The organism is Mitsuaria sp. BK037 (assembly GCF_014193045.1).
Taxonomy (GTDB): Bacteria; Pseudomonadota; Gammaproteobacteria; order Burkholderiales; family Burkholderiaceae_C; genus Roseateles.
Genome location: NZ_JACHYS010000001.1, coordinates 529,673 through 541,731, shown reverse-complemented (window position 1 = coordinate 541,731; position 12,059 = coordinate 529,673). Strand labels below are relative to the sequence as shown.

Sequence of the window (12,059 nt, the reverse complement as noted above, 5' to 3'; positions counted from 1 at the left end):
TTCGTGGACGTCGTGGACGTCGCTGACGTCGCTGACGTCGCTGACGTCGCCTACGTTTACTGCGAAGCGCCCGACGCCGCGGCCGAGGCTGCCTGCGTGGGCAGTGCCGCGGACGCCGCCGCGATCGCGGCCGAGGCCGCGTCGCTCGCCGCCTGATCGACGTGGCCGCCGGTCACATCGTGCTTCTCGCCCGTCAGGTCGATGTTGCCGCCGCTCTTCATCAGCACGAACAGGGCCACCGCGGCGAAGACGATGAATCCAAGGACGAGTTTCCACATGGCTGCGAGTTTCCTTCTTGAGGTTGCCGGTCACGACGGTCGACCGGGTTGGCGGCCATTGTGGAAAGCCAGCCTGACATCAGGCTGAGCGCCGCTTCGGCCGCGCCGATGCGCGCCATCGCAAAGGCGATCGCAAAGGCCATCGCAAAGGCCATCGCAGGGGCGACCGGACCGGCGGCCGGCGCCATGAAAAAGGGCGGCCCGAAGGCCGCCCTGGTCCTCGAGGGAACGGGCGCCGCGCGCCGCGTCCCTCGTCCGTGCCGCGCGTTCAGTCGCGGGCGTAGATGTCCACGTCCTTGGTTTCGCGCACGAACAGCAGGCCGACCACCAGGGTGAGCGCGGCGATGCCGATCGGGTACCAGAGGCCGTGATAGATGTTGCCGTTCTGGGCCACCATCGCGAAGCTGATCGACGGCAGCAGGCCGCCGAACCAGCCGTTGCCGATGTGGTACGGCAGGCTCATCGAGGTGTAGCGGATCCGGGTCGGGAACAGCTCGACCAGCATCGCGGCGATCGGGCCGTAGACCATGGTCACGTACAGCACCAGCACGCTCAGGATCGCGACCACCAGCGGCGTGTTGATCTTGGCCGGATCGGCCTTGGACGGATAACCGGCCGCCTTCATCGCCTCGCCCAGTTCCTTCTTGAACGCGGCGATCTTCTTGGTGCTGTCCTCGTCGAACTTGTGGCCGCCCGCGGTCAGCGTGGCGCTCGGCGCCTCGATGACCTTGTCGCCCACCTTCACCTGGCCGGAGCCGGCGGCGCCGGGCACGGTCTCATAGTTCGCCGCGGCCTGCGCCAGCGCGCGCTTGGCGATGTCGCAGGGCGTGGTGAAGTCCACGTCGCGCGCCACCGGGCTGCCCTGGAAGGAGCACTGCGCCGGGTCGGTCGTCAGCGTGATCTGCGCGGTGGCCTGGGCCTTGGCCAGGTCCGGGTTGGCCGCGTTGGTCAGCGCCTTGAACAGCGGGAAGTAGGTCAGGATCGCCAGCAGCAGGCCGGCCATGATGATGGGCTTGCGGCCGATGCGGTCCGACAGCGTGCCGAACACGACGAAGAACGGCGTGCCGATCAGCAGCGCGACGGCCACCATGATGTTGGCCGCGGCCGGGTCGACCTTGACCACGCTCTGCAGGAAGAACAGCGCGTAGAACTGGCCCGTGTACCAGACCACGCCCTGGCCGGCGACCAGGCCGAACAGCGCCAGCAGCACGATCTTCAGGTTCTTCCACTGGCCGAAGGACTCGGACAGCGGCGCCTTGGAGGTCTTGCCCTCGGACTTCATCTTCTGGAAGGCGGGCGACTCGTTCATCGACAGCCGGATCCACACGCTGATGGCCAGCAGCAGGATCGAGACGATGAACGGGATGCGCCAGCCCCAGGCCGCGAAGGTCGCCTCGCCGAGCGCCGTGCGGGTGCCCAGGATGACGATCAGCGACAGGAACAGGCCCAGCGTCGCCGTGGTCTGGATCCACGAGGTGTACGCGCCGCGCTTGCCGTGCGGGGCGTGCTCGGCGACGTAGGTCGCGGCACCGCCGTACTCGCCGCCCAGCGCCAGGCCTTGCAGCAGGCGCAGGCCGACCAGGATCACCGCGGCGGCGGGACCGATGGTTTCATAGGTGGGCAGCACGCCGACGATGAAGGTCGACAGGCCCATGATCAGGATGGTCACCAGGAAGGTGTACTTGCGGCCGATCATGTCGCCCAGGCGGCCGAACACCAGCGCGCCGAACGGACGCACGATGAAGCCGGCCGCGAAGGCCATCAGCGAGGCGATGAACTGGGCCGTGGGATCCAGGCCGGTGAAGAACTGCTTGCCGATGATCGCGGCGAGCGAGCCGTACAGGTAGAAGTCGTACCACTCGAACACCGTACCCAGCGACGAGGCGAAGATGACCTTCTTCTCCTCCGCTGTCATCGGCGCATTGGTGGTCACTGCGCTTGCAGTTGCCATGGGGTTGTCTCCTCGATTCCCAGAACCATCGACCGATGGCCCTTGGGGCGGGACTATCCGAGCGCGCTCTGACCCGTTTCTGACGGCATCCTTGCCTCAGGCTGACAAACTCCGGCGTAACCCGGGGTCGCGATTTCTCGATGCGGAATTTCGAAGCCTGTGCGCCGCATCAAAGGGTATGTCCCTACCCATGCTTGCTAGCTCGAATCAGCTGCGCCGCACCCCCACCGGCAGCGTCGCCGCGGCTGTCCAGGCGGGGCCGTCGAACCAGGTGTCGCCGTCGAGGTACGCGGTCACCATGTCCATCGCGTCCAGGCCCCAGAACAGCTTGTCGGCGACGGCCATCGTCGGCACGCCGAAGACGCCGCGCGCCAGGGCGGCGTCGGTGGCCTCGCGCAGCGCGGCCTTGACCTCGTCGGACGCCGGGTCGCGCTGGGGCGCGAGCGCCGTCGCCAGCGCTGCCAGGCGCGCCGGGTCGGCCGCGTCCTGGCCGCCGCGCCAGACGTGGCGCAGCACCTGCTCGACGGCGTAGCGGCCCGGCGTCTGTCCGGCCGGCGCGGTGGCCCAGAGCAGCCGCAGCAGCGGCAGCGGGTTGAACGGATGCGCCGCCGGCAGATCGAGCGGCACGCCGAGCCGGTGGCCCAGCCACAGCACCTGGCGGTAAGTCCAGTCGCGCTTGCCGGGGATCTCGGCCGGGCCCTTGTGATCGAGCGACTTGAGCATCGCGCCGAACACGATCGGCAGGTAGCGCACCGCCACGCTGCGCCCGGCCAGCGCCTCGGGCAGGCGCTCGAAGGCCAGCGCGGCATACGGGGAGATCGGGTCGAAGTAGAAGTCGATCGTGTGCACGGTCAGGTCTCCTTCTGGCGCCGATGCCGGCCGCCGTCGTTGGGGTCGAGGGCCCGTCGCCGGCGGCGTGGGCGCGGATCGGGGAGCGCGCGGAATCAGTCGCGCGGCGGCTCGGTCGCGAGCGCGCCGTGCGCGGCCAGCAGCGCGCGGCGCTGCGGCAGCAGGTTGAGCAGCCGGATCCGGTCCGCGTCGTCGGACTTGCTCCAGCCGGCGATCTCGGGGATCGTGCGCGCGCAGCCTCGGCACAGCGCGGTGGGTTCATGCATCTTGCAGATGTTGATGCAGGGCGAGGCCACCCGCCCTTCCGGCGTGCGCCGCGCGTTCCCGGCGGTGATCGGGGCGTCGACGTCCGCTGGCAGCGCGGTCGGGGCGGTCATTGCGTCACCTCGATCACCGGCGCGCCGGTCAGCGCCACGAGCTGCGGCGGCGACATCAGGAACACGCCATTCGGATGCCCGGCCGCGGCCCAGATGGCATCGAAGCGGAACAGTTCCTGGTCGATGAAGAGCAGCGGCGGCGCGGGGTCGCCGTCGGCGGCGTAGCTCGGCTGGAAGCCCAGCGGCGACACGCCGCCGATCGAGAAGCCGGTGCGCGCCTTCACGTAGTCGGCATCGGCACGGCCGAGCTTGCCGGTGTGGGCCTCGAGCTTGCGCTCGTCGACGCGCTTGTCGCCCGAAGCGATCACCAGCACGGCCGCGTCGTCGGCCTTGCGCCGGAACACGACGCTCTTGGCGATCTGGCCCAGCGCCACGCCCAGCGCGTCGGCCGCTTCCTGCGAGCTGCGGGCCGAGACCTCGAGCCAGCGCGGCTCGTGCTCATGGGACAGCGCGCGCAAGGCGGCGCACACGCGCTGGAAGCCGTCGGGGCGGGCGGCATCGGCGGCGGGGGCGGTCGAAGGGAATGTCGTGTCGCTCATGGCGCGCATTGTGCCGAAGCGTCAGCGACCCGATGCGGGCCGGGGTCGCCGTGTCACCTCGGCGTCAGGCGCGGCTAGGGGGAGCGCTCTCCTGCGGCGCGCGGGCTTGCGCTATGGTCCGCGCTCATGACCGATGCGAAGCATGAATCGAAGGCCGGCCCCGCCGGGACCGCGTCCGACGCGATCCACGACGACCCGGGCGCCGCGCCGACTGGCGTGAAGAGCCCGTTCGAGCCGGAGTTCACCGAGGCGCTGTGCGAGATCTTCGAGCGGCTGATCACCTTCAACCAGGTGCTGGGGCTGAAGGTCGACGAGCTGCAGCATGAGATCGTCCGGGCCCACATCCGGATGCGGCCGGACCTGGTGGGCCACTACGCCCACAACCGGCTGCACGGCGGCGTGATCAGCGCGACGCTGGACGCGATGGGCGGTCTGGCGGTGATGGCCGCCACCGGCGCGCGCCACCTCGACGAGGCGCCGCAGCAGCGGCTGCAGCGCTTCGCCAAGCTCGGCACGATCGACCTGCGCGTGGACTACCTGCGCCCGGCCATCGGCGCCGTCTTCCGCTGCGAGGCCGAGGTCATGCGCCTGGGCAGCCGCGTCGCCAACACGCGCATGGCGTTCACCGATGAACAGGGGCGGCTGCTGGCCACCGGAGCGGCGGCGTACATCGTGTCGTGACCACCGATTCGAGGACTGCCGTGGCAGTCCTCGGATCAATCCGCCGCGACCTCTTCCTTGACCGCCTTGATCCGATACGCGCAGCGCCGCGCGCCGGCGAGCAGGTGCTCGGTGCGCTCGACCGCGAGCGCCGGTCCCAGGCAGCGCTGGAACAGCGCCAGTTCCGAGCGGCAGAAGCCCTGGCAGCTCCGCGCCGCGGCGCAGATGGGGCAGTGGTCCTCCACCAGCAGCCAGTCGCGGCCCGCGCGCTCGGCGCGCGCCATGTAGCCCTCCTCCGCACGCAGCCGGGCGAGCTCCCGGACCTTGTCGCCGGTCGTGCGGCAGCGCGCGAGCGCGGCGCGATAGCGTTGCTCGCTGTCGCGCTCGCGGGCGGAGATCAGCTGGTCCAGCCCCGCGTCGCCGAACACCGCACGCGCCTGCTGGATCAGTTGCAGCGTCAGGTCGGCATGTCGATCAGGAAAGCGGCCGTGCCCGGCCTCCGTCAAGGCCCAGAGCTTGCGCGGCCGCCCCGGGCGCGACACGGCGCCCGGCTCGTCGGTGCCGCTGCTCTCAACGCTGCGAAGGGTCCTGACCATGCCCTCGCCCTCCTCCGCGCCTTCCTCCGCCCCCTCACCGAACGACCGCATGTCGCGGCGCTCATCGCGCGCATCGACCAGCCCCTGCTCCTGGAGCCGCGCGAGCAGCTTGTGCGCGCCCATCGGCGTGATCGCCAGCGCCGCCGCCAGCGCGGCCGCCGGCTGCGGGCCGCGGCTCTTGAGCTCGAACAGCAGCCGGTCCTCGTTGCCCTGGCTCATGAATGGCGCCTCGCGAAGCGGATGAAACCGATCGCCGCCAGCAGGCAGGTCGCACCGCCCAGCAGCATGATCCAGCGCGCCGAGAGCATCCCGAGCGCGCCGCCGATCAGCGCGATCAGCGTGTTGGACAGGCAGAACACCGTCGTCAGCAGCCCCATCACGCGGCCCTGGCCATGCGCGGCGAAGCGCTCCGACATCCACGCCGGCATCAGCGCGTTGTAGAACGACAGCGGCACGCCCAGCAGCGGGATCAGCGCCAGCCCCAGCCACGACGGCGCCAGGCTCAGCGCCAGCAGCCCGATCGCCGCCACCACCGCGAAGCGCGCCGCGCGATGCAGCGGCGTCGGCCCCGAGCCGATGCGGGCCGCGAAGAGGCTGGCCGCGGTCATCGCGGCGCACTGCACCGCCGTGACCAGCGCGATCCCGCGGCTGCCCAGCCCGGCCTGCTGCAGCATCCACAGCGGCGCGAACTCGTACAGCGCATTGACCCCCAGCGTGTAGGCCAGCTGCAGCAGCGCCAGATGCCGCAGCACCGGGTCCTGCACCACCAGCCCCAGCGACTGCTGGCGCCGCATCGCCGCCAGCAGGCCGCCCTGCGGCCGCGCCGCCGGCCGGTCGTCCGGCAGCCCCAGGCCCAGCAGCACCAGGCAGGGCACCAGCACGACCGCGGCGACGATGAAGGGCACCGCCTCGCCCCAGGGCAGCGTCAGGCCACCCAGCAGCGGGCCGACCAGCCAGCCGATGTAGAGGCTCGCGTTGAGCCAGGCGAAGCTGCGGGTGCGCTCCAGCTGCGGATGCCAGTCGGCCAGCAGCGCCCGCACCACCGCCACATTGCCCTCGGTCAGCCCGGTCGCGAAGCGCGACAGCACGAACAGCGGATAGTCCCGCGAGGCCAGCGCGAAGGCGCTCAACCCGTAGCCGACCAGCGTCGCGGTGATGGTGATGCCGAGCACGCGGCGGCGCCCGTAGCGGTCGGACATCGGCCCCACGAACAGGCTGCCGACCAGGATGCCGGCGGGATTCACGGCCAGCGCCAGGCCCATCAACAGCTCGGGCCGCAGGCCGAGGAAGTGGGTGAAGTCATCCACCGGTCCGCCGACGAAGATCGGCGCCAGGATCGGATACGGCAGCGCGACGCCGGCGGTGCTCATCAGCGCGAGCGCGCAGACGGCCCAGAGCAGCAGGTGCGGATGGCGCAGCGGCGCCGGCGAGGCGGAAGGGGACGCGGACGAGGACAGCACGGCGCTCATTGTGCGGCCCCTTCCCGGCGCAGGCACAAGGCATAGCCGGGCCAGCCGCGATGGCGCCACTCCTCGCGGGCGGCGTCGGCGACCTTGATGCGGTGATCGTTCATGGTCTCGTGCAGCGCGGGCAGCTCGCGCGTCCAGTCGTCCTCGGACGCGCTGCCCGCATGCACCAGCGCCCAGGCCGGCGCCGGCCGCTGGTCCGACAGGTAGGTGCCCAGCCAGGCGCGCCAGACGCTGCGCAGGACCTGGCCTTCGTCGACGACCAGACCGCGCGAGGCCGCCGCCGCCAGCAGCACCCGCAGCGCATGGGTGCCGGTCACCAGGTGCAAGGCGGCGAACTGGTGCCGCGCCAGGTAGACCGCCAGCGAGGCCTCGGCCAGGTCGTCCAGCGTCAGGCGCGGACGCTCGACGTAGGCCGCGAAGCCGGGCAGCGCCGCCGCGTGCTGCATGCGGGTCGTGATCAGGCTGCCCGGCATCGCCGGCATGGCCATCGCCGGATCGGCGCGCACCGCGTCGATCACGTCGCGCAGGCGCGCGCTGCCCTGGCCCGAGGGCACCGGCGCGCCGAGCGGCGAGGTCAGTCCCACCGTCGTCCGCAGCGCCGCGTCCAGTTCCTTCGCATGCCCCGACTGCAGCGCGTAGGCCAGCCGGATCGCCACATGGAAGGCCTGCGCCTCGGGTACGTCCAGCACGCGCAGCAAGGCCTCCTCCACCGTCGGGGCGGGCATGTCGTCCGCCACGGCCGGACGCGACAGCGGCGCCCAGTGGTCGATCTGCCGCTGCAACGCCGCGCGCGGCGCGCCGAGCCGCGCCAGCGCGCCCAGCGCCATCGGCAGGTGGTTGAACAGCGGCATCGCCTCGGTGCCGTACATCGGGCCGAAACGGACCGACCGGTCCAGCGCCTCGTGCAGGCCCGCAGGCCAGGGCGGCCCCTTGAGCTCGAGCTCGTTGTCGTCCGGATCGAACAGGTACAGCGACGGGCCGTCGCCCTCCGCACCGTAGCGCGAGCCGTAGGCATCGACGCGCACGCCGCGTTCGGTCAGCCAGCGGCGCAGCGCCGGCTCGTCCAGCGACTCGACCCGCAGGCAGAAGTGGTCGACGTTGCGCCCCTCCGCGCCCGGCCCCGCGCCCCCGGCGCTGCCGAGCTTGCCGTCCAGCGGCACGAGGTCGATCAGCTGCGCGCCGGCGCGCAGCTGCACCAGGCCGATCGCGTCCTGGCGGCGCTCGACCGTGCAGCCGAGCAGGTCCACGTAGAAGTGCAGCGAGGCGGACAGGTCCCGCACCCGCAGGACGAGGTGGTCGAGGCCCTGGATCTTGATCATGGCGAGCTCCTTGTGCTTGCTGTCGTTGCGCCATGATCGCGCCGCTCATCGATTTAATAAACAGTTTGTTTATTAACACTCTTCCCCGCAGGGAGACCCGACAATCGCGCCCATGGCTTTCCGACCCCTTCCCCTCCCCGATGACGTCCCCGGCCGGCTCTGGCTGCAGTCGATGCCGGGCCGCCGCGAGCCCTGGAGCGCCTTCCTCGACGAGGCGCGGCTGAACCGGCTCGACATGCTGGTCTGCCTCAATCCGCTGGAGGAGGTGGCTGAGTTGTCGCCGGCGTATCACAAGGCGGTCGCGCAGGGCCGGATGCCGTTCCGCTGGCTGCATGTGCCGATGCGCGACTTCGGCCTCGCCGCGGATGCCGCCGCCTTCCGGCAAGGGGTGGAGCAGGTCGCGCAGGGCCTGCGCATGGGCGATCGCGCGCTGCTGCATTGCGCCGCCGGCATGGGCCGCACCGGCACGATGGCGGCCTGCGTGCTCAAGCGCCTGGGCATGCCGGCGGCGGAAGCGCTCGCCGCGGTCAGCGCCGCCGGATCGAATCCCCAATCGGCGCTGCAGTCCGGCTGGATCCACCAGTTCTGACGCGCGTCGGAACCGGCGTCCCAATTCCCCTCATGTCGCCCTCGCCCTTGCCCTTCGCCCACCTCGACCCGCAGGTCCTGCACGCCGACGACGATCGTGTTGTCGTCGACAAGCCGTCGGGCCTGCTGTCGGTGCCGGGTCGCGGCGAGGACAAGCAGGATTGCGCCTGGGCCCGTGTCGCGGCGCGCTGGCCCGATGCGTTGATCGTCCATCGACTGGACCAGTCGACCTCCGGGCTGATCGTCTTCGCCCGCGGCGAGGCGATGCAGCGCGCGCTCAGCGAGGCCTTCGCGGCCCGGCTCGTCGACAAGCGCTACGAGGCCGTCGTGCATGGTCTGGTCGCGCGCGATGCGTTCGAGATCGACCTGCCGCTGATCGTCGACTGGCCCAACCGGCCGCGCCAGATGGTCGATGCCGAGCGCGGCAAACCCAGCCTCACACGGGTGCGGGTGCTGCATCGCGACCTCGCCGCGGGCACCACACGCGTCGAGCTGGAGCCGGTCACCGGGCGCTCGCACCAACTGCGCGTGCACCTGCTGGCCGCCGGCCACCCCATCCTCGGCGACGCGCTGTACGCGCCGCCCGAGATCCTTGCCCGCGCGCCGCGCCTGCTGCTGCACGCGCGGGACCTGCGCTTGCCGGCGGTGCTCGACGCGCCGCCGCTGTCGCTGCATTCGCCCCCCGCGTTCTGAGCGCCCCTTGCGCCGTCCGACCCAGGAGTCCTCGTCATGTCCCCTTCCCCCGACGCCCCCGGCGTCCCGAACGCCCCCACCGCCCTCACCGTGATCACCGGCAGTTCCCGCGGCCTGGGCGAAGCGCTGGCGCGCCAGTCGCTAGCGGCCGGTCACCTGGTGGTCGGCATCGCCCGCGGGCGCAGCGAGGCGCTGGAGCGCTTCGCCCACGAGCGCGGCCTGCCGCTGCAGCAATGGCAGGCGGACCTGTCCGCGCCGCTGGCGATTGCGCGGCACCTGGCCGACTGGCTGCGCACGCAGCCGCGCGACTGGCGCTCGGCCACGCTGATCAACAACGCCGGTGTCGTCACGCCGCCGGGACCGATCGACGGGGAATCGCTGGAGGTGCTGTCCGCCGCGCTGCGCGTCGGCCTGGAGGCCACGGTGCTGCTGAGCGCCGCCTTCCTCGACGCCACGCGCGACTGGCCGGCGGCGCGCAAGGTGCTGAACATCTCGTCCGGGTTGGGTCGCCGCGCGATGGCCGGCAGCGCCCTGTACTGCGCGGCCAAGGCCGGCATGGACAACCTCAGCCGCGCGATGGCGCTGGACGAGGAACACAAGGCCGCGCAGGGCGAGCGGGCGGCGCGTGTCGTGTCACTGGCGCCAGGCATCATCGACACCGACATGCAGGCGCAGCTGCGCGGTGGCGATGCGTCGAAGTTCCCGGACCGCGACCGCTTCGCCGCGTTCAAGGCCGAGGGCCAGCTCGTCAGCGCCGAGGACACCGCGACGCGCGTGCTGCGTTTCCTGGCGCGCGACGACTTCGGCCAGCAGGTGCTTGCCGACGTGCGCGACGCCTGAGCGTCGTTCAGCCGACCAGGTTCGCCAGCGTCAGCAGCGCCAGCAGCATCATCCACAGCACCACCGAGCGCCAGACCAGGCCGACGACGCTCTGCAGGTGGCCCAGCTGCGGCGGCACGCCGCCGGTCGAGCCCTCGGCGCGGGTGGCGTCCATGTCGCCGCCGGACTCGAAGGTCTTGCTGCGGTCGGGGGTCACGCCCGGCGCGGCGCTGCCGCCCAGCTGCACGCCGACGGCGCCGGCCGCGGAGGCCAGGATGATGCCCTCGTTGTCATGCGCCCAGAGCGCCGCGTCGCGACGCCAGGCGTTCACCGCCTCTTCGAAATTGCCGACGATGGCGAAGCCGGTCGCCGTCAGGCGCGCCGGGATGTGGTCGATCATGCCGAACAGCTTGCGCGACAGCGCCATCAGGCGCTCGTTGGTCGGCGCGTCCAGCGTGCGGCTCTTGAAGGCCCAGTAGCGGCCGGCGAATTCGGCCATCCGGTACAGCACCGCGCCGGCCGGCCCCAGGCCCAGCGTCGAGAACAGCACGAACCAGAAGAAGACACCGAAGACATGCCGGTGCGCCGCCAGCAGCGAGTGCTCCAGTACATGCCGCAGCAGCTCGGTACGCGGCAGCTCGCTGGCGTCCAGATGGCGCCATTCGGCCAGCAGGCGACGGGCCTCGAGCTCGTCACCGCGCTCGAGCGCGTCGCGGATGTCGGTGAAGTAGTGGCTGAACTGGCGGAAGCCCAGCGTCAGGTAGAGCACCAGCACGTCCAGTGCCAGCGACAGCAGCAGGCTGTAGGGGCGCACCAGCGCGTAGATCGCGCCGACCAGCAGCGCCGGGCCGACGACGGTGATCGTCCACACGACGGCCGCGTGATGCGACCGTCCCGCGTCGAAGTTGCGCCCGGTCCAGCGCACCCAGGCGATCATGCCCTGGTGGACCGGGTTCCCGTGCGGCAGAGGCTTGAGCTGCTCGCACACCAGCGCCAGCAAGACCGCGAAGAAGTTCATGGCCCGGGATGATAGCGGGCGTCAGACCTGCAGGAAGCGGTAGAGATTGCGCAACATCGCCGCCGTCGCGCCCCAGATGAAGAACTCCTTCGGACTGGCCGCGGTGAGGGCGACGTCGGGGTCCGCGTTCGAGACCGCAAGACCTGGCCCCGTCCACGGCATGGAGAGGAACTGGCGTCGTCCCATCAGCGGGCCGTCCGTGCCGGGGACCTCGTACTCGAAGCTGTGGCGCTGGTGGTGGGCCGGGTCCATCAGGAAGGCCAGCGGCACCTCGAAGGCCTCGGCCACCTCGAACGCGTCCAGCCGCAGCGAGAAGTCGGGGCGCACCAACGCGACCACCGGGGTGACCTCGTAGGCGGTCACCGTGCGGTAGACCGGCAACTGGCCGATCAGGTCGACGTGATGCTCCTCCAGCCCGATCTCCTCCTGCGCCTCGCGCAGCGCGGTGCGCTCGGGCGAGCCGTCCTCGGGCTCGGCGCGGCCGCCGGGGAAGCTCACCTGGCCGGCGTGGTCGCGCAGGTGCGCGGTGCGCTGCGTCAGCAGCACCTGCAGGCCGGACGCCCGCTGGACCAGCGGCACCAGCACCGCCGCCTGGGTCGTGATGCGGCCGGGGAAGATGCCGCCGTCGCCGGGAATCTCCGGATCGATGTCGGGCGGATGGAGGAAGCGCTGGCGCAGCCAGGCGGGGGTCAGGCGCTCCGGCGGAACGGCCGGCAGGTGGGCATCGGTGCCGGCGACGGGAACGACGCGGGGATCCTTGATGGCGGGACGGCTGGGGGAAGGCGTCGACATGCGGCGGGATCGTCCGGTGAGCCGGACTTGTTCGTGGGCGCCCGGGGCGCGAAGCCCCGATTGGACGCCAGAAACGACAAAGCCGCTCCGGGCAGGGCCTTGGAGCGGCTT

At 71.5% G+C, this 12,059-nt stretch carries 14 protein-coding genes and 1 pseudogene; 4 read left to right on the top strand and 11 right to left on the bottom strand.

Annotated features, from left to right (window positions below):
* Positions 1-56 precede the first annotated feature (56 nt).
* The 5 genes from FHT37_RS02415 to FHT37_RS02395 all read right to left on the bottom strand — a co-directional run bounded on the left by FHT37_RS02415 (position 57) and on the right by FHT37_RS02395 (position 3,994).
* The gene (locus FHT37_RS02415; protein ID WP_147241729.1) at positions 57-278 is read right to left on the bottom strand and encodes a hypothetical protein; all 222 of its coding nucleotides are present in this window, start codon (positions 276-278) and stop codon (positions 57-59) included.
* Between the two features lie 268 nt (positions 279-546).
* Complete coding sequence (locus tag FHT37_RS02410) at positions 547-2,229, bottom strand: MFS transporter (RefSeq protein WP_217648391.1); 1,683 nt, start codon at positions 2,227-2,229, stop codon at positions 547-549.
* 207 nt (positions 2,230-2,436) lie between these two features.
* Positions 2,437-3,078 carry a 2-hydroxychromene-2-carboxylate isomerase gene (locus FHT37_RS02405; RefSeq protein ID WP_183478659.1) on the bottom strand — a complete coding sequence of 214 codons (642 nt, stop codon included), beginning with the start codon at positions 3,076-3,078 and terminating at the stop codon, positions 2,437-2,439.
* Positions 3,079-3,173: 95 nt separating this feature from the next.
* A complete protein-coding gene (locus FHT37_RS02400) occupies positions 3,174-3,455 on the bottom strand; it encodes a DUF1289 domain-containing protein (protein ID WP_183478658.1) in 282 nt (93 codons plus the stop codon).
* Positions 3,452-3,994 (bottom strand): YbaK/EbsC family protein, encoded by a 543-nt coding sequence (locus tag FHT37_RS02395; protein WP_091723527.1) that lies wholly within the window; start codon positions 3,992-3,994, stop codon positions 3,452-3,454. Before FHT37_RS02395 ends, FHT37_RS02400 begins: the two co-directional genes overlap by 4 nt.
* A gap of 126 nt (positions 3,995-4,120) precedes the next feature.
* Between FHT37_RS02395 and FHT37_RS02390 the strand changes: the two genes are divergently transcribed.
* The gene (locus FHT37_RS02390; protein ID WP_183478657.1) at positions 4,121-4,675 is read left to right on the top strand and encodes a thioesterase family protein; all 555 of its coding nucleotides are present in this window, start codon (positions 4,121-4,123) and stop codon (positions 4,673-4,675) included.
* Between the two features lie 35 nt (positions 4,676-4,710).
* On the opposite strand, the gene FHT37_RS02385 is transcribed toward FHT37_RS02390, so the two are convergent.
* The 4 genes and pseudogenes from FHT37_RS02385 to FHT37_RS25250 all read right to left on the bottom strand — a co-directional run.
* The gene (locus FHT37_RS02385; RefSeq protein ID WP_183478656.1) at positions 4,711-5,469 is read right to left on the bottom strand and encodes a metalloregulator ArsR/SmtB family transcription factor; all 759 of its coding nucleotides are present in this window, start codon (positions 5,467-5,469) and stop codon (positions 4,711-4,713) included.
* Positions 5,466-6,719 carry an MFS transporter gene (locus FHT37_RS02380; protein WP_183478655.1) on the bottom strand — a complete coding sequence of 418 codons (1,254 nt, stop codon included), beginning with the start codon at positions 6,717-6,719 and terminating at the stop codon, positions 5,466-5,468. The genes FHT37_RS02385 and FHT37_RS02380 overlap by 4 nt, the downstream gene beginning before the upstream one ends.
* Entirely contained in the window at positions 6,716-7,165 is a 450-nt protein-coding gene (locus FHT37_RS25255; protein ID WP_255489558.1) for a questin oxidase family protein, read from the bottom strand. The genes FHT37_RS02380 and FHT37_RS25255 overlap by 4 nt, the downstream gene beginning before the upstream one ends.
* A gap of 468 nt (positions 7,166-7,633) precedes the next feature.
* A pseudogene (locus tag FHT37_RS25250) lies at positions 7,634-8,038 on the bottom strand (VOC family protein); the annotation flags it as partial.
* Positions 8,039-8,150: 112 nt separating this feature from the next.
* On the opposite strand from FHT37_RS25250, the gene FHT37_RS02370 reads away from it, so the two are divergent.
* From FHT37_RS02370 to FHT37_RS02360, 3 genes are read left to right on the top strand one after another with little or no spacing between them, the layout of a single operon-like run.
* Positions 8,151-8,627, top strand: coding sequence for a tyrosine-protein phosphatase (locus FHT37_RS02370; protein ID WP_091723514.1), 477 nt, complete (start codon positions 8,151-8,153; stop codon positions 8,625-8,627).
* A gap of 32 nt (positions 8,628-8,659) precedes the next feature.
* Positions 8,660-9,319, top strand: a complete 660-nt coding sequence (locus FHT37_RS02365) for an RluA family pseudouridine synthase (RefSeq protein ID WP_091723511.1) — start codon at positions 8,660-8,662, stop codon at positions 9,317-9,319.
* A 36-nt stretch (positions 9,320-9,355) separates the two neighbouring features.
* Entirely contained in the window at positions 9,356-10,159 is an 804-nt protein-coding gene (locus tag FHT37_RS02360) for an SDR family NAD(P)-dependent oxidoreductase (protein WP_091723509.1), read from the top strand.
* Positions 10,160-10,166: 7 nt separating this feature from the next.
* On the opposite strand, the gene FHT37_RS02355 is transcribed toward FHT37_RS02360, so the two are convergent.
* Positions 10,167-11,156, bottom strand: a complete 990-nt coding sequence (locus FHT37_RS02355) for a CobD/CbiB family protein (RefSeq protein WP_091723506.1) — start codon at positions 11,154-11,156, stop codon at positions 10,167-10,169.
* Positions 11,157-11,177: 21 nt separating this feature from the next.
* Positions 11,178-11,948, bottom strand: coding sequence for a CoA pyrophosphatase (locus FHT37_RS02350; protein ID WP_183478653.1), 771 nt, complete (start codon positions 11,946-11,948; stop codon positions 11,178-11,180).
* Positions 11,949-12,059 lie beyond the last annotated feature (111 nt).

Bases quoted from the DNA above. Each gene is read 5' to 3' on its own strand.
- FHT37_RS02415 (WP_147241729.1), bottom strand. From the start codon at position 278: ATGTGGAAACTCGTCCTTGGATTCATCGTCTTCGCCGCGGTGGCCCTG.
- FHT37_RS02410 (WP_217648391.1), bottom strand. From the start codon at position 2,229: ATGGCAACTGCAAGCGCAGTGACCACCAATGCGCCGATGACAGCGGAG.
- FHT37_RS02400 (WP_183478658.1), bottom strand. From the start codon at position 3,455: ATGACCGCCCCGACCGCGCTGCCAGCGGACGTCGACGCCCCGATCACC.
- FHT37_RS02395 (WP_091723527.1), bottom strand. From the start codon at position 3,994: ATGAGCGACACGACATTCCCTTCGACCGCCCCCGCCGCCGATGCCGCC.
- FHT37_RS02390 (WP_183478657.1), top strand. From the start codon at position 4,121: ATGACCGATGCGAAGCATGAATCGAAGGCCGGCCCCGCCGGGACCGCG.
- FHT37_RS02385 (WP_183478656.1), bottom strand. From the start codon at position 5,469: ATGAGCCAGGGCAACGAGGACCGGCTGCTGTTCGAGCTCAAGAGCCGC.
- FHT37_RS02380 (WP_183478655.1), bottom strand. From the start codon at position 6,719: ATGAGCGCCGTGCTGTCCTCGTCCGCGTCCCCTTCCGCCTCGCCGGCG.
- FHT37_RS25255 (WP_255489558.1), bottom strand. From the start codon at position 7,165: ATGCAGCACGCGGCGGCGCTGCCCGGCTTCGCGGCCTACGTCGAGCGT.
- FHT37_RS02370 (WP_091723514.1), top strand. From the start codon at position 8,151: ATGGCTTTCCGACCCCTTCCCCTCCCCGATGACGTCCCCGGCCGGCTC.
- FHT37_RS02365 (WP_091723511.1), top strand. From the start codon at position 8,660: ATGTCGCCCTCGCCCTTGCCCTTCGCCCACCTCGACCCGCAGGTCCTG.
- FHT37_RS02360 (WP_091723509.1), top strand. From the start codon at position 9,356: ATGTCCCCTTCCCCCGACGCCCCCGGCGTCCCGAACGCCCCCACCGCC.
- FHT37_RS02355 (WP_091723506.1), bottom strand. From the start codon at position 11,156: ATGAACTTCTTCGCGGTCTTGCTGGCGCTGGTGTGCGAGCAGCTCAAG.
- FHT37_RS02350 (WP_183478653.1), bottom strand. From the start codon at position 11,948: ATGTCGACGCCTTCCCCCAGCCGTCCCGCCATCAAGGATCCCCGCGTC.